Below are 23,420 nucleotides of genomic sequence, written 5' to 3'. Positions count from 1 at the left end.
ATTAATATATCCTGCGTCATATTGGCCGTGCTAATATCGTCACAGTTTTAATAAAGGACATAAGAGAATTTAAACGTGCCTCAGTTAAGCCCTTGGCAGCATTATCAAAAAGATCTTACCCGTGACGGTTTTTCCCATGATCCGGCTCAAGAAATTGCCGTTAAGGCGTTACAACGTGTCTATGAAGACTTAACTACGGCAGAAGAGCCGAGTTCTATTGTAGGGAAATTGTTTAGCGCATTAGGCTTAAAATCGGCACCAGCATCACCTAAAGGCCTGTATCTTTGGGGCGGAGTTGGGCGCGGTAAAACTTACCTGATGGATACTTTTTTTGATGCCTTGCCTGGCGATCAAAAGCTGCGGGCTCACTTCCATCGTTTCATGCATCAGCTACATTTAGATTTAGATGAGCTGAAAGGCGTGCGCGATCCCTTGTTGGTGATTGCGAAAAAGATGGCTGCAAAATATCGCGTTATCTGTTTCGATGAATTCTTTGTCTCTGATATTACCGATGCCATGCTATTAGGTACGCTGTTTCAAGCGTTATTTAAAGAAGGCGTTGTACTGGTTGCAACCTCGAATATTATCCCCGACGACTTATACAAAAATGGCTTACAGCGCGCACGTTTCTTACCTGCGATAGCTCTAATTAATCAACATTGTGAAGTGCTCAATGTGGATTCTGGCATTGACTATCGATTGCGTACCCTTGAGCAAGCAGAGATTTATCATCATCCATTAGATGCACAAGCTGATGCCAATCTTATACGTTATTTTAGTCAGTTAGCGCCTGAGTCTGAGGTGCTTACTGCTGACATCGAAATAGAAGGCCGCAGTATTAGTATTCGGCAACAGGCGCAGGGAGTATTGTTGGCCGATTTTAGAGCGCTCTGTGATGGTCCACGAAGCCAGCGTGATTACATGGAACTTGCGCGGATTTATCACACTGTCCTCGTGAGTGGCATAGAACAAATGGGCGCCTTTTTGACTGGCGATGACATCGCTAGACGTTTTTTAGCTATGGTCGACGAATTTTACGAGCGCAATGTAAAGCTGATTGTATCGGCTCAAGTGCCACTCGAAGATATTTATGCCGATGGTTTGCTTAACTTCGAATTTAGGCGTTGCCGTTCACGCTTAATTGAGATGCAATCCCACGATTATTTAAAAACCGAACACCTGCCGTAACCCAGTAGTGTAAGAGTTTTGCATTAGCTGCGGCCTTAAATCACCAGAGGCTTGTTAATCCTTAGGATGACAAGTCCGATTGGTCGATATTTTATAATTTTTATCAAAATATCAGGTGATTTTTAACTCAGCTTTGTCTATACTCCGCCACCTGCCCACGTTACTCCGCCAATTGGGCGGAAGTTGTAAGCCGAAGTCGGTGCTCGAAGGGGTACTAAAAGGCAATTTTGTGTTGTTTGCAAATGCAGACAACATGTGAGACAGAAAATTAACTTTGGGTTTTTGTAATAATGAAGACTTTTACTGCTACACCAGAAACTGTAACTCGTGACTGGTTCGTCGTCGACGCAGACGGCAAAACTTTAGGTCGTATCGCTACTGAAATCGCTGTCCGTTTACGCGGTAAGCATAAGCCAGAATACACTCCACACGTTGATACCGGTGATTACATCATTGTTGTTAATGCTGAAAAAGTGACTGTTACTGGTAACAAAGCGAAAGGCAAAACGTACTACTCGCATTCAGGCTTCCCTGGTGGCATTAAGCAAATCAGCTTTGAAAAGCTGCAAGCGCAAAAGCCAGAAATGATCATCGAGAAAGCAGTTAAGGGTATGTTACCAAAAGGTCCTCTGGGCCGTGCCATGTTCCGTAAACTGAAAGTTTACGCTGGCGCAGAACATAACCACACTGCACAACAACCTCAAGTTCTTGATATCTAAACGGGATTAAGCAAATGGCTGCAACTCAGTACTACGGCACTGGCCGTCGCAAAACCTCTACAGCTCGCGTTTTCGCTAAAGCAGGTAGTGGCAACATCGTTGTAAATCAACGTCCTTTGGATCAGTATTTTGGTCGTGAAACTGCTCGTATGGTTGTTCGTCAACCTTTAGAGTTAGTTGAAATGACTGACAAGCTGGACATCTATGTAACTGTTAAAGGCGGTGGTATCACTGGCCAAGCAGGCGCAATCCGTCACGGTATTACCCGTGCTCTGATGCAATTAGATGAAGCACTGCGTCCATCACTACGTTCTGCTGGTTTCGTTACCCGTGACGCTCGTAAAGTTGAGCGTAAGAAAGTGGGTCTACGTAAAGCACGTCGTAAGCCACAATTCTCTAAGCGTTAATTCGTTTTTGGAATATCAAAAAACCCAGCCTATGCTGGGTTTTTTATTGGTTAAAAATTGACGGTATAAGAAAACTCTTTGGTTGGAGTATGCTGATATACAATAAATTTATATTAAGCGAGTGAGTTTGAGGTAAGCATGACTTTTCAGATTTTTATGCTAGCAGTGGCACTTGTGTTGGTTTTGGAAGGCCTTGGTCCATTATTATTCCCAAATAAATGGCGTCGTTATTTAAATGAACTCTCCCATCAAAATCAGCAAGTTATCCAGCGACTTGGTGGGGCATTAGTCACGGCTGGAGTCGTTATTTGGGTTATTTTTGCGTAAAAAATAGCCTGCTTGCCCTTATTAACTAAGATCTGTTAAAATTCTTTTTTAACCGCAACCTTGCAGCAAATAATGGGCAAAAACGTAGTTGTTCTCGGCACCCAATGGGGTGACGAAGGAAAAGGTAAGATTGTCGACCTTCTAACAGAACAGGCAAAATATGTAGTTCGCTATCAAGGCGGCCACAATGCTGGTCATACCTTGGTTATCGACGGTGAAAAAACCGTTCTTCATCTGATCCCATCGGGTATCTTGCGCGATAATGTGAAATGCATTATTGGCAACGGTGTGGTGCTTGCACCTGACGCCCTGATGAAAGAGATCAACATGCTGAAAGATCGTGGAGTTCCTGTTGAGGAACGTCTGTTGATCTCTGAAGCGTGTCCGCTGATCCTTCCCTTCCATTGTGCCCTTGATATTGCCCGTGAAAAAGCGCGCGGTAATAAAGCTATTGGTACAACTGGCCGTGGTATTGGACCTGCGTATGAAGACAAGATCTCTCGTCGCGGTCTGCGAGTAGGCGACCTGTTCAATGCTGAACTGTTTGCTGAAAAGCTGAAAGAAGTTATGAAATATCATAACTTTATGCTGACAGAGTACTATCAAGTCGAAGCGGTTGATTACGAGCAAACACTAGCAGATGCGTTGGCTATGGCCGATTATCTGAAGAGCATGTGTGTTGATGTGACTGAACTATTGGATACTGCGCGTAAAGCCGGTGAGCCAATTCTGTTCGAAGGCGCTCAAGGTACATTACTCGACATCGACCACGGAACATACCCATTTGTAACCTCTTCAAATACCACTGCCGGTGGTGTTGCGACGGGTTCAGGTTTTGGTCCGCGTCACTTAGACTATGTCTTAGGTATCATGAAGGCTTACACCACTCGCGTAGGTGCAGGTCCATTCCCAACTGAACTATTATGTGAAGTCGGCGATCATTTAGGTACTAAAGGTCATGAGTTTGGTGCAACAACGGGTCGTAAGCGTCGTCCAGGTTGGTTGGATGCTGTAGCAATGCGCCGCGCAGTTCAAATCAACAGTGTTAGCGGCTTCTGCTTGACTAAGTTAGATGTACTTGATGGTCTGAAAGAAGTGAAGATTTGTGTCGGTTATCAGAATCCTGATGGCACTATCTCTAAAGTCACTCCGCTTGCCGCTGAAGGTTATGAACTGGTTACGCCGGTTTATGAAACTATGCCGGGTTGGAGCGAGTCGACTTTTGGCGCGACATCAATTGAGCAACTGCCTCAAGCAGCGATCAATTATATCAAGCGTCTTGAAGAGTTATTAGAAACACCTATCGACATTATCTCTACGGGTCCTGATCGTAACGAAACCATGATTTTGGTTAATCCGTTCAATTAAGATCTGTTAAGGCCGTGTTTCACGGCCTTTTTCTCTGCTTCTTTATGCCTTTCTCTGTTTCATTCTGCGGTTAGAAATTCAGCTCAAGCTCAAGAAATAGGTTATACTGCCGATGCAAGTATTCATCCTACTGTCATTGAGAGTCGTTATGCTACGTACAGCACTCGTTGCGCTACTGCCTTTAGTATCTTCAATGTGCTTTGCTGAAACGCAGGCGGTGGATATTTATAGTCAAGATCAATTGCTTGATTTGATCCGTAGCAATCAATACTTAGCGAAAGTGAAACGTGATGATTGCCAGTTAGTCCAAGACATTGAGGCGCGAGCCCAAGTCTTAAAACAGCCTTTATATCAATTTCTTTGGGGCGAAATGCTCAATCATGGAACGTGTGTGAAGGCTAACCCTGTGAAGGGTATTGCTTTGTTACGTGACTCGGCCGAACAAGGTAGCTCAGAAGCGATGTTAAAGCTTGCCGAGTATTATCAGAGTGGGAAATTTGTCATCCGCAATAAAGACAGAGCAGTGCATTATTTACTGCCTGCGGCTGCAAGTGGCAGTTTATCCGCTCGTATGATGTTAGTTCGTTTATTCGGTGAAGGTTATGGTAGTCCTAGGGATTACGAGATGGCCTATCATTGGTTATATAACGATGTATTTGCGGACGAGGCGACTAAGAAAAAAGCCTTGTCTTTACTGCAGGTGTTAGCAGCTAAAATGCCCCCCAGTGCAGTGGCGCGGGCCCAGCAAGAACAGTTGCGAACCCGTTAAGTGGTCTCTTAATCTAGAGACACATTATTTGGATATTGAATGATCAAAGACCCTCATTTTGAGCGTGAACAGGATAAGTACGAAAACCCTATCCCAAGCCGTGAGTATATTCTCGATTACTTACGTTCTCAAAAATCACCTATCACTCGTGACAGCATTGCCGCGGCGTTAAACATCCAAGAGGAAGAACAACTTGAGGCCTTGCGCCGTCGCCTACGTGCGATGGAACGCGATGGCGAACTGGTGTTCACTCGTGGGCAGAGCTATGGCTTACCCGAGAAAATGGATCTGATCCCCGGCACAGTGCTCGGACACAGAGAAGGCTTCGGCTTTTTCAAACCCGATGAAGGCGGTGATGACTTATTTATTTCGAACCGCGACATGCTGATGTATTTCCACGGTGATAAAGTGCTGGCGCAAAAAGCGGGCACAGATCGTCGTGGCCGTCGCGAAGCGCGTTTGGTTCGTCTGATCCAGCCGCGAAGTGCCGCGATTGTTGGCCGTTATCATGTCGATAGCGGTATGGCATTTGTCATTGCCGATGATAAGCGTATTACCCAAGAAATTTTAGTCGCGAATGAAGATCGCAATGGCGCCCGTCAAGGTGATGTGGTTGTGGTTGAATTAACGCGTCGCCCAGGCCGTTTTGTTAAGGCTGCGGGTAAAGTGACTGAAGTGCTCGGTAAGCAAATGGCGCCGGGTATGGAAATCGAAATTGCCCTGCGTAATTATGATTTACCCCATACTTGGTCACCTGTGATTGAGAAGAAACTGCGCCGTATTCCCGATGAAGTAACCGACGCCGATAAAGTCGGTCGTGTGGATTTACGTCATCTGCCATTAGTGACTATCGACGGTGAAGACGCCCGCGATTTTGACGATGCCGTGTATGCCGAGAAGAAAGCCGGTGGTGGCTGGCGTTTATGGGTTGCGATTGCCGACGTCAGTTATTATGTGCGTACCGATTCTGCCTTAGATACCGAAGCGCGTGCCCGTGGTAACTCTGTGTATTTCCCATCGCAAGTGATCCCTATGCTGCCGGAGAAAATCTCCAACGGCCTATGTTCGCTTAATCCTCACGTCGACCGTTTATGTATGGTCGCCGAGATGACCGTGTCTGCCAAAGGCAAGTTGTCGGGTTATAAGTTTTATCCAGCTGTGATGTATTCCCATGCCCGTTTCACTTATACCCAAGTGGCGGAGATGTTAGAAGGCGGCCCAATTGCGCCTGAGCATGAAGTCTTGTTCCCGCATTTACAGTGTTTACAGTCATTGTATTTAGCGCTCGATGAGCAAAGAGCCGAGCGTGGTGCGATTGCGTTTGAAACCATGGAAACGCAGTTCATTTTCAATGAGCAGCGCAAGATTGATAAAATCGTGCCGCGTGGCCGTAATCAAGCCCATAAAATCATTGAAGAATGCATGATTTTAGCCAACGTATCTGCGGCTAAATTTGTGAAGAAACACAAAGGCGACGTGCTGTACCGAGTGCATGAAGCGCCATCTGAGCAAAAGTTGGCGAACTTTAAAGAGTTCCTTGCTGAGCGTGGTTTGACTATGCCTGGCGGACTTGAGCCAACGCCGTCAGATTACCAGAACGTGATGCTGCAAATTGCCGACCGTCCCGATGCTGAACTTATCCAAGTGATGTTATTGCGCTCTATGCGTCAGGCAATTTACACTCCGGATAACGAAGGTCACTTCGGTTTAGCCTTAGAAGAATATGCGCATTTTACCTCGCCCATTCGCCGCTATCCGGATTTAGTGTTACATCGTGTGATCCGTTATTTACTGGCGAAGGAAAGAGGCGAAGCCACAGAAAAGTGGACGCAGGATGGTGGCTATCATTATCAACTCGATGAGCTCGACCAATTAGGCGAAGAGTGTTCAACCACAGAACGTCGTGCCGATGAAGCGACTCGCGATGTTAGCGATTGGCTGAAGTGCGAGTTTATGCAAGATCACGTCGGCGATACCTTTGAAGCTGTGATTGCCTCAGTGACCAGTTTTGGTTTGTTTGTGCGCTTAAATGAACTGTTTATCGATGGCTTAGTGCATATCTCAAGTCTAGGTAGCGATTACTACCAATTCGACCCTATGCGTCAACGTCTTATCGGTGAGAGCACAGGTCAAGTTTATCAAGTCGGCGATCCTGTGACGGTTAAGGTCGCTGCAGTCAACTTAGATGACAGACAGATTGATTTGGTTATGCTGGGTGATGACGGCAAAGGTGGTAAACGTAAAGCATCTGCCAGCCGTGATAAGCCGATGACAGCCCGTGAGCGCGTTAATCGTGAAGGCGCTAAGCAAGGTAAAGCAGGCAAAACCGCGGCATCTAGCGCCAAGGCTGAAACAGGCAAAACCAAACCTAAGGCCAAAGCTGGCACTAAAGCTAAAAAAGCAGCAGTAAAAGATCCGGCTAAAAAGCCAAAAGCCGCTAAGCGGAGCACGAGAAAGAAATAAATGAAAAAACAAGATATTATTTTTGGGATCCACGCAGTTGAAGCCCTGTTAAAACACAGCCCTGAGCGCATTATTGAGTTGTGGCTGTTACAAGGTCGTGACGATGAACGCTTAACTGTGCTGGCCGATCAGGCTAAAGCCTTTGGCACGACGATTCAAGTCGCTTCTCGTAAAGCCTTAGATGACAAAGCGGAAAGCAGTCAACATCAAGGCATAGTCGCGCGTGTTAAAGCGGCGAAAGTATTGAATGAGCAAGATTTAGATGTGCTGCTTGCTAACACTGAGCAAGCATTCCTGTTGATCTTGGATGGTGTGACGGATCCCCATAACTTAGGCGCTTGCCTACGTAATGCCGATGCGGCTGGCGTACAAGGTATTATCGTGCCTAAAGACAATTCAGTTGGCTTAACTGCGACTGTGAGTAAAGTGGCATGTGGCGCTGCGGAAACAGTGCCTTTATTCCAAGTGACTAATCTTGCACGTACTATGCGTCACCTGCAGGAAAAGGGTGTGTGGATAGTAGGCACCGCGGGCGAAGCAGATTGCGAGCTTTATCAAGCCGATCTTAAAGGGCCATTAGCGATTGCCATGGGCGCGGAAGATAAAGGTTTACGCCGTTTAAGCCGTGAGTCTTGTGATTCACTGATCTCTATCCCTATGGCCGGTAGTGTGTCTAGCTTGAACGTATCGGTTGCAACGGGTATTTGCTTATTTGAAGCAGTGCGTCAGCGTCGTAGCTAATATGCTCACGTTTGCCTGATCTCACATATGCAGTATCAGGCTTGAAGTAACAACTTGCAGTAACAACTGGTCGTAATAAAAAGGCGGATTAACGATATAAAGTTAATCCGTTTTTTATTGGCCTTTTTACGTCATCGCTTTGTCTAGGCTAACCTGATTGCTATCAGTTTCATCTATTTGAGCGGCTTCAGGCTCTGCTTGCTCAATATCGAAACTAAAGGCGAGTTGTTCCTCATCACTGTCATTATCATCGATAATATCGTCATCGACGCCATCGGCCCCTAAATCATGCTCCGATTCATCTAAGTTAGCGCTTGGCGTCATATGCTCTTGAATTGATTCAACATCAACCCGTGGGTCCAACGCTGCCGCCAGTGGTGACGAGACTAAGTCGCCTGTCGCCATTATGTAGTCTTGGGTGACATTGGTTTCGACTTTTTGCTGTGAATGTACATAACGTAAACGCACAAAGAGTATTAAGGTACAGGCTGACATAAAGCCATATAACATGTTATTGCCAAACCATTGCATTAATGTCGATGCGATAAGCGGACCTATACTGGCGCCTAAGCCGAAGGTTAATAATATTGTTGCTGATAAGCCGACTCGCTCATTTTGCTCTACTCGAGAGTTGGCAAGCGCTGTGGCAAGCGGATAAAAAGTGAAACCTAAAATACCAAATAGGAAAGTCATCACCAGTGAAATCACCGGATGATAGGGGGTTAAGGCGATAGCTAAGGCTAAGATACCGAGCAATATACAGTTGATACGGATAAGGCGACTGCGGGACATAATGTCGGACAATTTTCCCATTGGCCATTGTGCCAGTAATCCCGCTAAAATCGTTGCCGTCATATACGTGGCGACTTTTTCAGGTGGTAAACCTAAGTTACTGGCGTAGGCGGGAGCGAGACCATAAAACGAACCCACTATCATGCTACCAATCGCGATTGTCGTGAGTGCTTGTGGCGCTTTTTTCCAGTAATAGGCAATTTTGAGTGGGGCAGGGACTAAGGGCGCAGGGTGAAGACGACGCGTGAGTGAAATCGGTACAATACAGAGTGAAAAACAAATCGCGATAAGTAGCAGTGGTTCTAGTCCTAATTCGGGGAAAATACTGATTGCACCTTGGCCCAAGATTAAGCCGAAGTAAGATACGATCATATAACTCGCAAACACTGTGCCCCTTTGATTACTTTCGGCTTGTTCGTTAAGCCAACTTTCTAACACCATGTATTGGCACATCATCCCCATGCCGACCACGAGTCTGAGGAGCAGCCAAACCGCTAGCTCATCCACGAGTGCATGGCCTAATGCCGATGCCGCGACTATGCCTGCACTGGCGACAAAGGCGCGGATATGGCCCACTTGAGCGATAAGTCGATGACCAATCTTAGAGCCTGCCACTAGGCCAACATAGTAGGCCGACATCATGCCGCCAATCCATATTTGTGGCACATTCATCACTGAGAGCCTGAGCCCAAGATAGGTGGTAAGCAAGCCGCCGGCTAATACCATTAATAATGTGGTGCTATATAAAGAGGCGAAAGTGCGCAGCGGATTAGTCATATACAACTCCGAAAACACAAACTAGATTGATAATGAGGAGTGAGTATATCAGGGGTTAGTGTTTATGTTGTGTTGCAAATTGTTGGTAAATCTTGATTAATTGCGCATTTCTGCTCAAAAAATCACTGAATTATGTCGGAACAACTCAAGGGGATGCTTGTAAAGCATTCACATAGACGCCAGCCGAGTAGGCTATTAGCGTCATCTTACTCTATGTATTTCGTCGTATTTTTTAAAAAGAGTTATCTAAAAGTGTAAAGCAAGTTGAAGGTGGTGATGGTATCCATGGGTTGGCTTCCTTCTGGTACCACTTCAGTGTATTTGATGTTCATACCGATCTTAAATGCCCAATCTTGGAACACCAGATTTTTATAGTTCATATCTAAGGTGAGGGTGTTGTTGTTCTCGCCCACTTCCGCGGTGAGATCGGCATTGAGACTGCTGTATTCCTGTAGTTTTTGAGAGAATTTGGCAGCGGTACGAAGAATGACATCTTTTTCGGCATCAGGGTTGGGAATGGTTACCGACTCTGCAGGTAAGTTATATCGATAACCTGGGCCGAACTCGAGACTGAGTTTTGTTTTATAACTACTGATAGCATTGAAACCGTAACCACTCGAAAGCGTTGATATTTGCGTGTAACTACCGAATTGATCCCAAGTAAAATCACCACGTCCGAAGACATAACCCTTAGTCAGTTTATAGTTCGATTGTAACTGTAGCTCATATTTTTCGGAGGTTGTTTGACTTTTTTCTGAGGCAAAATAGGCTTTTAGTGTGGCTTCTTGCTTGGTTTGCTTTGTATCGTAAATCAGTTGGGTTCGACCATTAAAACTGCTGGATTCGGTATTGCCTGTGTTCAGTTGCAAGCCGGCTTCGATTTCCGCGGTAAAATCGCTGGGCGGTTCCTGATAATCAGGTGGAACAAGCGCAAGCGCTGGAAATGAAAGGAAAAACAAACTGATTGGCGCAATAACTTTTAGCATTATGTTTTATTCTTGGTTAGCTGATTTCAGACGTCCGAATGTAGGCGAACCGCCATCATACCTGTATTGATTGGTGAGGCAAAGTTATTGCTTGAGTTTCTGGCTTGCTTTCTGTACTATCTCGCGCTCAAATCAGTCACTATTTTTCGTTCCTTGCCTCCATTTGGTTTGACTGAGCCAATACCGAGGCTACATAACCGTAAGGAGCAATAAATGCGTCATTACGAAATCGTATTTATGGTTCACCCAGATCAAAGTGAACAAGTACCAGGTATGATTGAGCGTTACACAGGTGTTATCACCGAAGCTAACGGCACAATCCACCGTTTAGAAGATTGGGGCCGTCGTCAACTGGCTTATCCAATCCTTGACCTGCATAAAGCTCACTACGTTCTGATGAACGTTGAAGCTAAAGCAGAGACGATCGAAGAGCTAGAAACAGCTTTCCGTTTCAACGACGCAGTTCTGCGTAACATGGTAATGCGTACTAAAGTTGCCGTTACTGAAGCATCTCCAATGGCTAGAGCTAGAGATGAGCGCGATTCACGTCGTGGCCCAGCTGGCGAACGCTCATATGATGAAGCTCACGCTGAAGAAATCGCTGAGTAAGGTAATCTGTGACCACCAATAACTTGGTGTTGTCAGGAACGATAACTCGTTCAAGACGCTTTAAAAGCCCAGCAGGTATTGCACACAGTGTAATTATGTTGGAACACAAATCGCAGCGTTATGAAGCCGAAATGCTCCGCAACGTCTACGTACAAATTCAAGTGATATTGAGTGGCCCACGCTTTGAAAGCGTCGCAGAAGATCTGAAAGCAGGTGTGGAAGTACAAGTGCAAGGCTTTATGACGCTTCAACAGGGGCGTAATGGTCAGAACCGCTTAGTCATCCATGCCGAAAATGTCGAATTGAAAACTTAGGAGACTGTCAACATGGCACGTTATTTCCGTCGTCGCAAGTTCTGCCGTTTCACCGCTGAAGGTGTTGCAGAAATTGATTACAAAGATATCGTTACTTTAAAGAACTACATCACTGAAAGCGGCAAGATTGTTCCTAGCCGTATCACTGGTACTAGTGCTAAATATCAGCGCCAACTAGCTCGCGCTATCAAGCGTGCTCGTTATCTTTCTCTACTGCCATACACTGATTTACATCAGTAATTGCAGTATTCCTAATCGAATATAGAGGATTTGATAATGAACGTTATTCTGCTTGATAAAATCGCTAACCTAGGCAACTTGGGTGACCAAGTTACTGTTAAAGCTGGTTACGCTCGTAACTACCTTTTGCCACAAGGTAAAGCTGTTGTTGCTAACGAAAGCAACGTTAAAGTATTTGAAGCTCGTCGCGCTGAATTAGAAGCTAAATTAGCTGCTGAATTAGCTGCTGCTAACCTACGTGCTGAGAAAATCACTGCACTGGAAGCTGTTGTTATTGCTTCTAAAGCGGGTGATGAAGGCAAACTGTTTGGTTCAGTTGGCAACCGTGACATCGCTGATGCAGTGACTGCTGCTGGTGTTGAGCTGGCTAAATCAGAAGTTCGTTTACCATTAGGCGCTCTGCGTACTACTGGCGACTTCGAAGTTGAAGTTCAGTTACACACTGAAGTTAAAGCTGTTGTTAAAGTTTCTATCGTTGCAGAAGCTTAATTACTCCTTGCTTTAATCTTAAGAGAAACACCGCTTCGGCGGTGTTTTTTTATGGCTGAAATTTAGGATTTGAGTGTATTTAGGTTTGGATATCGACTCTGCGATGGATTTAATGCGATTAGTATAATTGCTAGGTGATATACGCCTACTCATTCAATCTCATCATCTCAAAGTGCATTCGCTGCTAAAATACGAGCCCAAATAAAAGCCGCTTACTGCAAAACAGTGAGCGGCTTTTTGTTTAGATCAACTGATTCAGCTCTGGGTGTTAATTTCTTACTAAATCCAGTTCTTTAATCAGATTATCGGCATGGTCGACTTCGTCCATCATCCACAGGATATAGCGGATATCCACGTGCACGGCACGGGTGATGGTTGGGTTGAAGAACCAATCCTTGGTAATTGCTTCATAGGTAGAGTCGAAGTTAAGGCCAACGAGTTCTCCTTTACCGTTGAAGACGGGTGAGCCGGAGTTGCCGCCTGTGGTGTCCACGCTCGATAAGAAGTTAACCGGTACAGAGTTAAATTCTTCGGGTTTGTCTAAGCAAGAGAAGAGTCTGCAAATCCAGCCGCGAGGATCTTGATAAACCGACTTCACTAAATGATTGCCAAAACGTTGTTCGCTAATCGCATCGAGGAGCTTTTTCGGCGCATTATAGGGCTCAACGCCTGTGTGTTTTGCGACTATGCCATCAAGACGAGTAAACGGCTGTTTATAGAGCGCATCACGTGATTGATAACCATCAACCATGCCATAGCTGATCCGTAGCGTACCGTTGGCGTCAGGGTAGACTGGCCAGTTGTTTGCTTTGTAGTATTCGATCACGGCCGCCATATAATCAGGGCGAGCACTAGACAGCTTGCCGTCTAAGATTTTTTCTGACTTTTCCTGTGCCATATTCGTGTCATAAAGTGCTACGGCTAAACGAATAAAGGGATCGGCACTGGTTTCGAAAGCGCTAGCATCGGCATTCATCCACGCGAGGCGCTTAGCTTGGTCTGTGAGCGTAGTGAGTGAGTACAAACCATCGAGTTTAGCTGCGAGATCGGCATCTTTAGTGTTCGCACTTAGCATTTCATCGAGTGCAGCTACGCGATTTGATTGGCTAAGGTAAGCATTTAAATCCTGTAGCCACAAAGTCTTATCAACAGTGACATCAAAACTTGAATCGATACGTTTAAGACGTGAGCTTAGCATAGCAATATCACGTTCTTGGTAGCCTTGCTCACGCTCGGCATCGGGCTTTTGTTTTTCTTTAGCAAGACGGTAGAGGCTGTTTGCTGCGGTTAACAATGTGCTAGATTGGGCATTGGTAAAGTAGTAATTACTTTGGAATGCTTGTTGTTGCTCGGCGAGTAACACTTCTAACTCAGCAATGAGATTTTGATTTAGCTTAGGGTTTTGTTTAAGCCAAGCTAAAAAATTATCTTCACGGCTTTGCTTAATGCCAATGATATCCGTTGCTTTAAAACCCGCTAATAGGCCGTTGAGTTTCTTCATCCGGTTGGCCATTGAGGCCATATTACCTGCGTACTTAATGGCGATATCGGCATCTTTTTGTCCCATAGCCTCGATAGTATCAATCTGTAATTGATAGCGCTTAGCTTGGGTTGGGTACAACCAATCACTGGCAAATTTAAGTTCACTGGTCAGGTTGTAACGGCTAGTCGTGCCAGGGTAACCCGCCACAAACACGCCGTCACCGGCTTTTACGCCATCGGCATTGACCTTAAGGTAGCTCTTTGGCTGGTAAGGAATATTATCGTCGCTATAAGCGGCAGGTTTGCCATCTTTACCCACATAAGCCCGTAGGAAGGCAAAATCACCCGAATGGCGTGGATATTCATAGTTATCAATATCGCCACCATAGCCCCCTACACTTTCAGGTGGTGCGTAGACTAAGCGCACATCGCGGATCATCAATTGCTTGATTAAGTAGTATTCTAAGCCGTTATGGAAACTGCGCACATTACAACGATAGTTAGCATCGGCTTCACAGCTTTTGATGAGCGCTTTACTGTGATTTTGAATGTCTTCGTAACGACTTAGCGGGTCTTGGCTGAGGTCTTTATTGATTTGCGCGGTAACATTGGTCACTGCTTCTGTGATGTATAAACGTTCGTTAGGACCGGCAGAGGGTTCCTTGTCCATCGATGTTGCTAAAAAGCCTTGTTCTAGGTAGTTATGCTCTTGCTTAGTGTTATATTGTATCGCCTTGTATGCACAATGGTGGTTTGTCACAACTAGCCCTTGGGGGGAGACAAAACTGGCGGTACAATAGCCTAGCCCAACCACAGCGTTCATTGGATAACTTGTCAGATCGGCCAGTTTTTCTGCCGGAATATCGATTCCGCGTTCACTGAGTTTGTCTGCAATTGAAGGCATTTGATAAGGTTGCCATTGTCCTTCGTCGGCAGTTGCTATGCCGGATGTCAGTACTAAGGCCGCAACCAATGCAATACGCATGTTCTTTCCTTATTGATTGTTAAAGTGTCCGTTGGAATGAAATAACAGGCGAGTGTAAACATCCTGTTTGCTTGACGCGGGTTTTATATCATATTTTGTTAAGTTGTTGGAAATCGGGAGCGTTAATGTCACAACAAGGTGCTTTTAAGCCTAAAAGTAAGCCAAGAGATTTGCAGCTTGATGGACTCAAGCTGCCACCGCATTCAATTGAGGCTGAACAATCGGTATTAGGCGGCTTGATGTTAGATGCCGAAGCGTGGGACAGGGTCGCAGAGGCTGTCGTAAAAGAGGATTTTTACTCTCGCTCACATAAGATGATCTTTTCTGCCATGCACAGATTGGTCGATTTAGGGCAACCGATCGATTTGATCACTGTTTCTGAACAGTTAGAAGTTGAGAACCAATTAGAAGATGCCGGTGGTTTTGCCTATTTAGGTGAGATTGCGAAAAATACCCCAAGTGCGGGTAATATTTTATCTTACGCTGAAATCGTCCGTGAACGTGCTGTCGTTCGTGACATGATCCGCGTCGCACATGAGATTGCAGATGCAGGCTATAACCCAGAAGGTCGGGACTCGGGTGAATTACTCGACCTGGCTGAGAGTAAAGTATTTAAGATCGCAGAGATGCGAACTAATGCTAATGAAGGTCCCGAAGGCATTAAAACTATTCTGGAAAAAACCGTTGATAAGATTGAGCAGCTTTACAATAACCCCCATAACGGTGTGACTGGAGTATCGAGCGGTTTTAACGATTTGGATAAGATGACCGCTGGTTTCCAGTCTGGCGACTTGATTATCGTTGCGGCGCGTCCTTCTATGGGTAAAACCACCTTTGCGATGAACTTGTGCGAACAGGCCGCAATGAATGAAGATAAACCCGTACTTATTTTCAGTCTCGAGATGCCGTCAGAACAGATTATGATGCGTATGTTGGCCTCCTTAGGCCGCGTCGATCAAACTAAGATCCGTACTGGTCAACTCGATGACGAAGATTGGGCGCGGGTTTCATCGACCATGGGTATCATGCTCGAGCAAGGTAAAATGTATATTGATGATGGTTCGGGATTAACCCCGACCGAAGTCCGTAGCCGCGCGCGTCGTATCGCCCGTGAGTACGGTGGTTTATCTATGATCATGATAGATTACCTGCAGTTAATGCAGGTGCCCGCCTTAAAAGATAACCGTACCTTAGAAATTTCTGAAATTTCACGCTCGCTGAAAGCATTAGCCAAAGAGTTGGAAATCCCGATTATTGCCCTGTCGCAGCTTAACCGCTCGCTCGAACAAAGGGCCGATAAACGTCCTGTTAACTCGGATTTACGTGAATCAGGCGCTATCGAGCAAGATGCGGATCTCATCATGTTTATTTATCGCGATGAAGTGTATAACAACGATTCTCAAGATAAAGGCACGGCAGAAATCATCATTGGTAAGCAACGTAACGGCCCCATTGGTCGGGTGCGGCTCACTTTCCAAGGGCAATTTTCGCGTTTCGATAATTATGCTGGGCCGCAGTTTGAAGAAGATTAATTGACGTTTAAAAACAGTCAGTTTGCGTTTGCAGAAGATGAGCTGTATTGATGTATTTTTTTATATCCGTGACTTTTTATTTCCTGAGTAAACAAGGTAAATTTTGAACCCTTTTCCCCGTGCAGAAATTAGCAGTAGTGCACTGCAAACCAATCTCGCTGCGTTGCGTCAGCAGGCACCAGCGAGTCGTGTGATGGCCGTCGTTAAAGCGAACGGTTATGGTCATGGATTATTGAATGTCGCTAATTGTTTAGTCAGTGCCGATGGCTTTGGCCTAGCACGATTGGATGAGGCCTTAGAATTACGAGCGGGCGGCGTGACAGCGCGTTTATTATTACTAGAAGGTTTTTTCCGTGCCACCGATCTTCCGTTACTCGTCGGGCATGATATTGACACTGTAGTGCACCACAGCTCTCAGCTTGAAATATTAGAGCAAACTGTGTTGTCAAAACCTGTCACTGTCTGGCTTAAAGTGGATTCAGGCATGCATCGTTTAGGTTTTACGTCCGAACAATTTTCAACGGTTTACGCAAGGTTAATGGCCTGTCCAAATGTGGCAAAACCGATCCATTTGATGACACATTTTGCCTGTGCGGACGAGCCTGAAAACACCTATACCTCAGTACAGATGGCGGCTTTTAATACGTTAACGGCAGGCTTGCCCGGATTTAGAACCTTAGCAAACTCTGCTGGTGCCTTGTATTGGCCTCAGAGCCAAGGCGATTGGATCCGTCCTGGTATCGCACTCTATGGTGTATCTCCTGTTACTGGTGATTGCGGTGCGAATCACGGGCTAGTTCCTGCGATGGAATTAGTATCACAGTTGATTGCGGTACGGGATCATAAAGCCAATCAGCCAGTGGGCTATGGTTGTTTCTGGACCGCGAAGCAAGATACTCGTTTAGGCGTAGTGGCGATTGGTTATGGTGATGGTTATCCTCGCAATGCACCGGAAGGCACACCCGTGTGGGTCAATGGTCGCCGCGTACCCATAGTCGGCCGTGTTTCTATGGACATGTTGACTGTTGACTTAGGCCAAGGGGCGCAAGATAAAGTTGGGGATAGTGCATTGCTGTGGGGTAAGGCATTACCCGTGGAGGAAGTCGCTGAACATATCGGCACTATCGCTTACGAATTAGTCACTAAGCTTACGCCAAGGGTTGCTGTTTGCTTAGCTTAACCCTGACAGATAGAATTATTCTGGGACACTTTTTAGCAAGAAAACGGTGATTAAACACCTTTTTCTTTTATGTAAAGTGTCAGGATGAATAATTGCCACTACACGAATGGTTACTGCAAATAACACTATGAATTATAGTTATTTGTTAGCGGGAGAAGTGTCGAACCTGTAGGGCTGAGATAAGCAAAATAGTGGTTTGCAGTTCACAGTTGGAGACGCAATATGTTTTGGACCTGAGGATGAAGCTGTGCTGAACTGGTGTTAGGCGGCAAAATAGACGATAAAAATACCTCAATTCAGGTTACGGTAAACCAGCCGTTCTGATCTTTGTTATCTGGCTTTAAATAAGCGAATGAAACATAAGATCCAGAGCGACAGGATAGTTAATGTATTTTGAGCTGACTGGCTTGATGCATTTAAGCTATTAGTTTTCAAAACATATTTCAATATAAGCAGTACCATGCGGGCTTGTAAATGGCATGATAATCTTAGTGCCATTAGCTTTATGGGAAATAGTATGGCCTTTTCCTGATACGACCATAGGAGTGGCCATTTCAAATTCATAGCCTTTTTGCCCCAAAAGATTTTTTGCGCCACCAGTCACCATATTCGTAATTTCGCCTACTAAGTCAGTCACTTCCTCGTTAATTTTACCCGGGTTTTCGCCCAGCATATTCTGCATTATCTGCAAAACAAGCTTTTGTTCGAAGGTAATTGACAGTGATCCTTTTGTTTGGGGTCCAACAAGACCGATTAGGCCGGATACATCACCCTTAGCTAAGTTATCTACTTTGATTTGGGGTTTGCCCGGCGTCAAATCCATACTCGCCATCGTAGATATGACATTGAGCAAAGATTGGAGGAAAGGATTAATAAAATTAACGTTCATGCCTAAGTTTGTCCTCTTTTGAGCCTAAACCATGGAGTAATGGCATTGCTTAAGGCTATTAGAAAAGTTGCTTATTGACAGCAATCTTGATCACACTCTATCAGCTTAGATGAGACAGCTATAAATGTGAGGCTAATTTAAAGATATTCTTATCATTTATCTGAGTTATAGGCAGCTAAAGCTCCATATAACCGTGTCCTTTATTGTTTAGACCGTTTTGTATGATGGTTTATAAGTTTGTTTGGAAGACGCTTATCGTCAAATAGCGTTGTTTTACGTCTCATACATACAAAAAATGGCAATATATCGGCTGGATTAGCCCCATTCATAGTGGCTCATGAGTGCCGATGCTGCAAAGTTTTTTAGCCTTTTTATGGAGTAACTCGACTTTTATTTGCACTTGAACTTGTGAGAAGGCGTTGCTACTCAACTATCTATCCCATCGCGTCTTACGTAATCCCATTTTATATGGCTATTTTCGGCATTGTGGAGTGCTATCAAAAAGGCGTCTTGGCCTTGAGTGTCTTAGCTGACTTTGTAAAAGTACGATGTTCGCTGTAAACTGTCTCACTTTTTGCTTCACCCTAACGACGCATTTGTAGTGTGTTGTTCAGTACGTGTTTTCAGGTCAATTACTGGGAACACCATCTTGAGCGCTCAATCTTATAATTTGGGATACCTCACAGGATGCCCGGCAATTAGACAAATGCACAAATGTGTAAAAACAGCTTAAAATGTGAGTGTAATGATTCAATCTAAAATGAGTAAAACCCCAGTTATATCAACTATTCCAATTGATAGAACCTTTTCAATTGCGCCCATGTTGGATAGGTAAGATTTTAATTTAACCATTTGATTTATATAAGGTGGTTAAAAGTGTGGTTCACTATAGGATCACCGATTTTAAAAAGTTGTTTCATGGTTCCCCGCTGGTGATATGATTGCTCAATAAACATTGAGGTGATCTATGGATAGAAAATCTTTAATACTACTCGCGCTGGTGTTAACGAGCGGTCCTACTTTTTCGGCCTTTGCCGAAGTCTATAAATGTGCTGATGGAAAGTATCAAGCCGATCCCTGTGATGAAAACAGTCAGCCAGTTGATTTAAGTGGTGTCGGTAGCTTTATTAAAAGCAGTGACAGCATTTCTCAATCAAGCGTGAGTTCAAACGCTACCTCTGATAAGAAAAAAGAAATCAGTACCTATATCGAGAAGCAACGTATTGCCCGAGAGATCACTCGGCTTGAGGGTGATCGTAAGCGGGTGATTGCTGAACGTGACCAGCGCTTACGTAATCTGCGCGAAAGTCGGCAGTATGCGAATAACAACTTAGCCGGTGCAACGTGGGAGCAAAGCTTGGCGCAGGAAATGACAGCCACCGCCCAAGAGGCCGATACGCAGGTGTCATCTATCGATCGGCAGATTGAGCAGCTTAAAGACGAGTTAAAATAGTGCTGGCTCGTTTTAATGTCGTATGTCCGCCTTATGACTTCAGTTGTCCTAAATCAAACTCTAATACATCTACATCTTGATATAAGAGGTTGGAACTCGCGCTTGTGTACTAAATAAAGGAGATGTTTTTTGTTTGAATTCAGTGAAATAGCAATAGTTATCGGTGCAGCATCTGGGCTTGTAGCTTTAGTTATGCACTTTAGGAATTTATTTCTAGAAACCGGCGTTCTCAAGCTTCGAGCCTATGTAGGCTATGTCGATGGAACTCATAAACAACCTGATAATGCAGTGAGCGTTGTGCTTTTAAATAGAGGGAAAACAAAGGTTTATATACATAAGTTCGGAATTCGTGAGCCGAAAAGAAAAATAAATATGAATGGTCTAAAAGTTACAGCCGAAGGCGGCGTCTACGATACAATGTTTAATGACTTTAATACATTAACTATCGAGCCAAATCAGAAGAAAGTTTTTCATTTTGATGGCTATAGTGAACAAGGTATTAAGGAGCTACTTCAACTAAGAAAGGTTAAAGCTTTTGTTGTCGATTCAAACGGTAAAAAGTATGAATCAATAATAACGCAATACGGCTTATAAGAAATTAGACAAGGACAAAAACAGTTGGCTTTTGATCATTCCTCGTCATTTTAAATAACTAATGTTGTTAGCTTAAATAGGTTTTATCCCCACAAATCTAAAAATGAATCCGTACTCTATCCGTACAAGTTGCGCTGTGGTTGTTTAAACTTTATACTCCAATCCATTACGGATTAACTCCGTACGATAGGAGGTTTTATGGCGACTGCAAGACTTGATATCCGATTGGATGAAGAGATCAAAGCTAAGGCTGAGAAAGCATCGGCTTTGCTTGGGTTAAAAAGCTTAACTGAATACGTTGTTCGCTTAATGGACGAAGATTCAACTCAGGTGATTGCTGAGCACGAAAGCATTACTGTTAAAGCTGATGTATTCGACCAATTCATAATGGCTTGTGATGAGGCTAAGGCCCCGAACAAGGCATTGCGTGAAGCGGCAGCATTTACTAAACGTGGTGAGTTTAAGTGAGTTATTCCAAGACTTTTAAAGAATTGGATAAATCACAACACGATAGAGCATCATTTGACTGTGGCGAAGCAGAGTTAAACGATTTTATCCAAACTCAAGCAGCGAAACACATGCAAGCAGGTATTAGCCGTACAATGGTTTTACCTGCTGTAACGCCATTACCCAATCAAAAATATCCAATTTGCTCATTTTATACTATCGCACCAAGTTCAATTTGCCGTGATACCTTGCCGCAAGCCATGGGTAAAAAGTTACCACGTTATCCCATTCCGGTCTTTCTGCTTGCTCAACTTGCTGTCCATAAAGAGTTTCATGGTAGTGGGTTAGGTAAAGCTAGCTTAATCAAAGCGCTAGAATATCTGTGGGAAATTAACGCTCACATGAGAGCTTATGCCATTGTTGTCGATTGTTTAACCGGCCAAGCTGAATCATTTTATGCCAAGTATGGTTTCGAGGTTCTTTGTGAAATCAACGGTCGTGTAAGAATGTTTATTCCAATGAAAACAGTCGGTCAGTTATTCACTTAGCTACAATCTCCTCGCCTTACTTGCTTATGCCTCACATTTGGGTATAGAAACTGTCTTTTGTATTCATAATGACTCAGTCTTAGATGCTGTTATGTATACAGTATTATTCGATTTGATCACATTTCACGAAATAAAACCAAAATAGTTTTGCTCGTTTACAGGGCTAGTGCCTGTATATACCATTTTTAATCAATGACTTATTTGCACGTTGCTTGAGGTGGTATGTTTGGAACTCACGCATCTGTGTTTTTCCGCATGGTTTATTTGTTAAATAACTGATAAGTTCCTTTTGTTACAAGTAATTAACTATGCGCATTTTACAGGTCTAATGATGTAAACGCGCATGTGCACTAATAAAATGTTGAACTAAGCCGCTGCGCGGAGCTTAACTGCGACTTTGTGGGATGATTAAGCCTGCTCGAATCAGCTAGATTTAAAAAGATGCGATGGAACACAACGATGACAAAGGATTTTCGATGAAATTCGTAGAAACCACGCAATATTATTTGTTCAAAATAGCTCAGCAGTCCAGACCCCAGCATCAAAAAATGCAAATTCCTATAGGATGAAGCATACCAATTAATCTGGATAAGGTATCGGCCAAGTCCAACAAGCGATTTATGCCCTGCAAACAGCGCAGCGCACAAATACTAAGACGTTAGGTAAATAAGGGCAGGTTCTATGGCACTGGTAAGGCTTCTGTTGATCACTTTGGCCCTCTTCGTTAGTCAAGCGTACGCTGATGTGCAAAGAATTTTTGTTCAGACCGAGATTGATGATGACCACATTATCATCGTCACGGAAAAAGGGGAGCAACTGCTTCTTGAAAAGTGGTCACTCAAATTTTCACCCCTCTTGTTTGAGGGGAAGTCCTTTTTAGCGGAGATTTCGCCACTGTGGGTAACAATCCATATTGAGGACAGGGATCCGATAAAATGGTCGATAGAAAAGAATCTTGGCAACGTTGATACTGAGAAACCTAAACCCAGTCAAGGTAAAACCGAGCCGAAAGCCGCACCAACAGAAACTTGCTACAAGACCAATATTCAAGAGCCAACGCCTTTCAATGGCAACGGTGGTGAACTGATCATGCTCGCTGATGGCAGCATTTGGAAGGATTCGAGTTATCTTTACCTTTATCTTTACGAGTATTACCCGGAAGTAGTGCTTTGCCCGAGTGAAGGAAAAATGATCTTAGAGAGCCACGTATTCCATGTAACACGTATGAAATGAAGACGTTGGCAGGTTGTTTGCCTCACAAATCGCAGCATGGGACATTTGACTCGTCGCCCATTTTTGCTTTCGCAAAAACAGCCGTTGCCTCAAACGCTCCTGAGCTCAGGCGTTATAACACTCGTCACGCTAGTGATTTCTCCACACTGCAAAAAAAGGTTAAAAATGGATAACGGTATAGACAAATTAGAAGGCAGGCTCATTGCCGTAGAGAAAGGTCTAATTAAAATGTTAGATTACTTTGAATACACAGTCATAGCCATTATAACGCTAACACTTTCGCTAATTCTTTTAACTGTTTGTTGGTTTTTGGGTATAACATCCGACTCCGTCTTGTCTTACTATAAGGTTTTATCCAATACGCCTGCATGGTTAATGCTTTTAGCCTTAATTGGCTTTTTTGGTATAAGTTATTGGTCAATTCTAAAACTTCTTCATACACGTATTCGTCTTCTTGTTTATGATAAAATATCGAAATCATTTTTGGACTCCCTTGATTAACTCTAAAAATGAGAGGTTTGTTATAACAAGCGTAACTAAGGGACAACTTCCCTCGCGACGCTCACTCATTTGCCCGTGTTACGGGCGTTAGCTACCAGTGTTTACCTAAGGAGTATATTTTTGAACCTTGAGTTAATGTGTAGTGGCACACTAATTTTGGCCACCTAAATAGAGGTGATATTATTACCTCGTAGATGACTTTAGGTGAACACATGAGATCGACAACCAGAAAAACATTTAGTGCTGAATTCAAACTTGAAGCAGCCCAATTAGTCCTCGATAAAAACCATAGCATCATCGAAGCTGCAAAGGCGATGAACGTAGGTAAGTCCACTATGGATAAATGGGTGAGACAGTTAAAACTAGAACGCCATGGTGGCACACCAA

General features: G+C 44.2%; 25 protein-coding genes. 20 read left to right on the top strand and 5 right to left on the bottom strand.

All coding sequences use genetic code 11. The annotated features are described in order from the left end of the window. Positions 1–75 precede the first annotated feature (75 nt). The 8 genes from zapE (at position 76) to rlmB (ending at position 7,982) form a co-directional block, all read left to right on the top strand. Complete coding sequence (zapE, locus tag L5M28_RS16625) at positions 76–1,188, top strand: cell division protein ZapE (protein ID WP_263142838.1); 1,113 nt, start codon at positions 76–78, stop codon at positions 1,186–1,188. A 290-nt stretch (positions 1,189–1,478) separates the two neighbouring features. Beyond that, positions 1,479–1,907, top strand: coding sequence for a 50S ribosomal protein L13 (gene rplM, locus L5M28_RS16620; RefSeq protein ID WP_105251403.1), 429 nt, complete (start codon positions 1,479–1,481; stop codon positions 1,905–1,907). 14 nt (positions 1,908–1,921) lie between these two features. Then, positions 1,922–2,314 (top strand): 30S ribosomal protein S9, encoded by a 393-nt coding sequence (gene rpsI, locus L5M28_RS16615; protein ID WP_006083052.1) that lies wholly within the window; start codon positions 1,922–1,924, stop codon positions 2,312–2,314. 138 nt (positions 2,315–2,452) lie between these two features. Further along, on the top strand, positions 2,453–2,641 hold the full coding sequence (locus L5M28_RS16610; protein ID WP_105251404.1) for a DUF2065 domain-containing protein: 189 nt from the start codon (positions 2,453–2,455) through the stop codon (positions 2,639–2,641). Positions 2,642–2,713: 72 nt separating this feature from the next. Then, positions 2,714–4,009 (top strand): adenylosuccinate synthase, encoded by a 1,296-nt coding sequence (locus tag L5M28_RS16605; RefSeq protein WP_028759421.1) that lies wholly within the window; start codon positions 2,714–2,716, stop codon positions 4,007–4,009. Positions 4,010–4,121: 112 nt separating this feature from the next. Beyond that, complete coding sequence (gene motX, locus L5M28_RS16600) at positions 4,122–4,778, top strand: flagellar protein MotX (RefSeq protein WP_105251405.1); 657 nt, start codon at positions 4,122–4,124, stop codon at positions 4,776–4,778. Between the two features lie 39 nt (positions 4,779–4,817). Then, entirely contained in the window at positions 4,818–7,241 is a 2,424-nt protein-coding gene (gene rnr / locus L5M28_RS16595; RefSeq protein ID WP_263203981.1) for a ribonuclease R, read from the top strand. Continuing rightward, positions 7,242–7,982, top strand: a complete 741-nt coding sequence (rlmB, locus tag L5M28_RS16590; protein ID WP_105251407.1) for a 23S rRNA (guanosine(2251)-2'-O)-methyltransferase RlmB — start codon at positions 7,242–7,244, stop codon at positions 7,980–7,982. A gap of 126 nt (positions 7,983–8,108) precedes the next feature. Here the strand turns inward: rlmB and L5M28_RS16585 are convergent, their stop codons facing one another. Together L5M28_RS16585 and L5M28_RS16580 are read right to left on the bottom strand one after the other, a co-directional pair. Beyond that, complete coding sequence (locus L5M28_RS16585) at positions 8,109–9,551, bottom strand: MFS transporter (RefSeq protein ID WP_263197404.1); 1,443 nt, start codon at positions 9,549–9,551, stop codon at positions 8,109–8,111. Positions 9,552–9,793: 242 nt separating this feature from the next. Continuing rightward, positions 9,794–10,537, bottom strand: a complete 744-nt coding sequence (locus L5M28_RS16580) for a YdiY family protein (protein ID WP_219255974.1) — start codon at positions 10,535–10,537, stop codon at positions 9,794–9,796. A gap of 213 nt (positions 10,538–10,750) precedes the next feature. Between L5M28_RS16580 and rpsF the strand changes: the two genes are divergently transcribed. The 4 genes from rpsF to rplI are packed head-to-tail and all read left to right on the top strand — an operon-like array spanning position 10,751 to position 12,189. Next, entirely contained in the window at positions 10,751–11,146 is a 396-nt protein-coding gene (rpsF, locus tag L5M28_RS16575) for a 30S ribosomal protein S6 (RefSeq protein WP_105251410.1), read from the top strand. Positions 11,147–11,154: 8 nt separating this feature from the next. Beyond that, complete coding sequence (gene priB / locus L5M28_RS16570) at positions 11,155–11,460, top strand: primosomal replication protein N (RefSeq protein ID WP_105251411.1); 306 nt, start codon at positions 11,155–11,157, stop codon at positions 11,458–11,460. A gap of 12 nt (positions 11,461–11,472) precedes the next feature. Next, the gene (rpsR, locus tag L5M28_RS16565) at positions 11,473–11,700 is read left to right on the top strand and encodes a 30S ribosomal protein S18 (protein WP_006083042.1); all 228 of its coding nucleotides are present in this window, start codon (positions 11,473–11,475) and stop codon (positions 11,698–11,700) included. Between the two features lie 36 nt (positions 11,701–11,736). Then, complete coding sequence (gene rplI / locus L5M28_RS16560) at positions 11,737–12,189, top strand: 50S ribosomal protein L9 (protein WP_113939970.1); 453 nt, start codon at positions 11,737–11,739, stop codon at positions 12,187–12,189. A 268-nt stretch (positions 12,190–12,457) separates the two neighbouring features. Here the strand turns inward: rplI and L5M28_RS16555 are convergent, their stop codons facing one another. Next, complete coding sequence (locus L5M28_RS16555; RefSeq protein ID WP_263197402.1) at positions 12,458–14,656, bottom strand: S46 family peptidase; 2,199 nt, start codon at positions 14,654–14,656, stop codon at positions 12,458–12,460. A 125-nt stretch (positions 14,657–14,781) separates the two neighbouring features. Here L5M28_RS16555 and dnaB point away from each other — a divergent pair, with 125 nt between their 5' ends. Together dnaB and alr are read left to right on the top strand one after the other, a co-directional pair. Beyond that, complete coding sequence (gene dnaB / locus L5M28_RS16550) at positions 14,782–16,188, top strand: replicative DNA helicase (protein WP_105251415.1); 1,407 nt, start codon at positions 14,782–14,784, stop codon at positions 16,186–16,188. A 103-nt stretch (positions 16,189–16,291) separates the two neighbouring features. Then, positions 16,292–17,368, top strand: coding sequence for an alanine racemase (gene alr, locus L5M28_RS16545; RefSeq protein WP_263197399.1), 1,077 nt, complete (start codon positions 16,292–16,294; stop codon positions 17,366–17,368). Between the two features lie 424 nt (positions 17,369–17,792). Here alr and L5M28_RS16540 read toward each other — a convergent pair whose 3' ends face one another. Continuing rightward, complete coding sequence (locus tag L5M28_RS16540; protein WP_105251417.1) at positions 17,793–18,257, bottom strand: chemotaxis protein CheX; 465 nt, start codon at positions 18,255–18,257, stop codon at positions 17,793–17,795. A 967-nt stretch (positions 18,258–19,224) separates the two neighbouring features. On the opposite strand from L5M28_RS16540, the gene L5M28_RS16535 reads away from it, so the two are divergent. The 5 genes from L5M28_RS16535 (at position 19,225) to L5M28_RS16515 (ending at position 22,532) form a co-directional block, all read left to right on the top strand. Next, the gene (locus L5M28_RS16535; protein ID WP_106649440.1) at positions 19,225–19,710 is read left to right on the top strand and encodes a hypothetical protein; all 486 of its coding nucleotides are present in this window, start codon (positions 19,225–19,227) and stop codon (positions 19,708–19,710) included. Between the two features lie 129 nt (positions 19,711–19,839). Further along, positions 19,840–20,304, top strand: a complete 465-nt coding sequence (locus L5M28_RS16530) for a hypothetical protein (protein WP_041411001.1) — start codon at positions 19,840–19,842, stop codon at positions 20,302–20,304. Positions 20,305–20,502: 198 nt separating this feature from the next. Further along, complete coding sequence (locus L5M28_RS16525) at positions 20,503–20,772, top strand: DUF1778 domain-containing protein (RefSeq protein ID WP_012586779.1); 270 nt, start codon at positions 20,503–20,505, stop codon at positions 20,770–20,772. After that, a complete protein-coding gene (locus L5M28_RS16520; RefSeq protein WP_011847801.1) occupies positions 20,769–21,299 on the top strand; it encodes a GNAT family N-acetyltransferase in 531 nt (176 codons plus the stop codon). The genes L5M28_RS16525 and L5M28_RS16520 overlap by 4 nt, the downstream gene beginning before the upstream one ends. A 681-nt stretch (positions 21,300–21,980) precedes the next feature. Further along, complete coding sequence (locus tag L5M28_RS16515) at positions 21,981–22,532, top strand: hypothetical protein (RefSeq protein WP_263203974.1); 552 nt, start codon at positions 21,981–21,983, stop codon at positions 22,530–22,532. Between the two features lie 262 nt (positions 22,533–22,794). On the opposite strand, the gene L5M28_RS16510 is transcribed toward L5M28_RS16515, so the two are convergent. Beyond that, a complete protein-coding gene (locus L5M28_RS16510; protein ID WP_263203973.1) occupies positions 22,795–23,013 on the bottom strand; it encodes a hypothetical protein in 219 nt (72 codons plus the stop codon). A gap of 232 nt (positions 23,014–23,245) precedes the next feature. Between L5M28_RS16510 and L5M28_RS16505 the strand changes: the two genes are divergently transcribed. Continuing rightward, the coding region (locus L5M28_RS16505; RefSeq protein ID WP_263203831.1) for a transposase at positions 23,246–23,420 on the top strand (175 nt) is incomplete at its 3' end.

This window comes from Shewanella sp. SW32 (assembly GCF_025653365.1).
In the GTDB taxonomy this organism is placed as follows: domain Bacteria; phylum Pseudomonadota; class Gammaproteobacteria; order Enterobacterales; family Shewanellaceae; genus Shewanella; species Shewanella oncorhynchi.
Note: the sequence above shows the minus strand (reverse complement) of the source record. Positions and strands in the feature narration are given on the sequence as shown.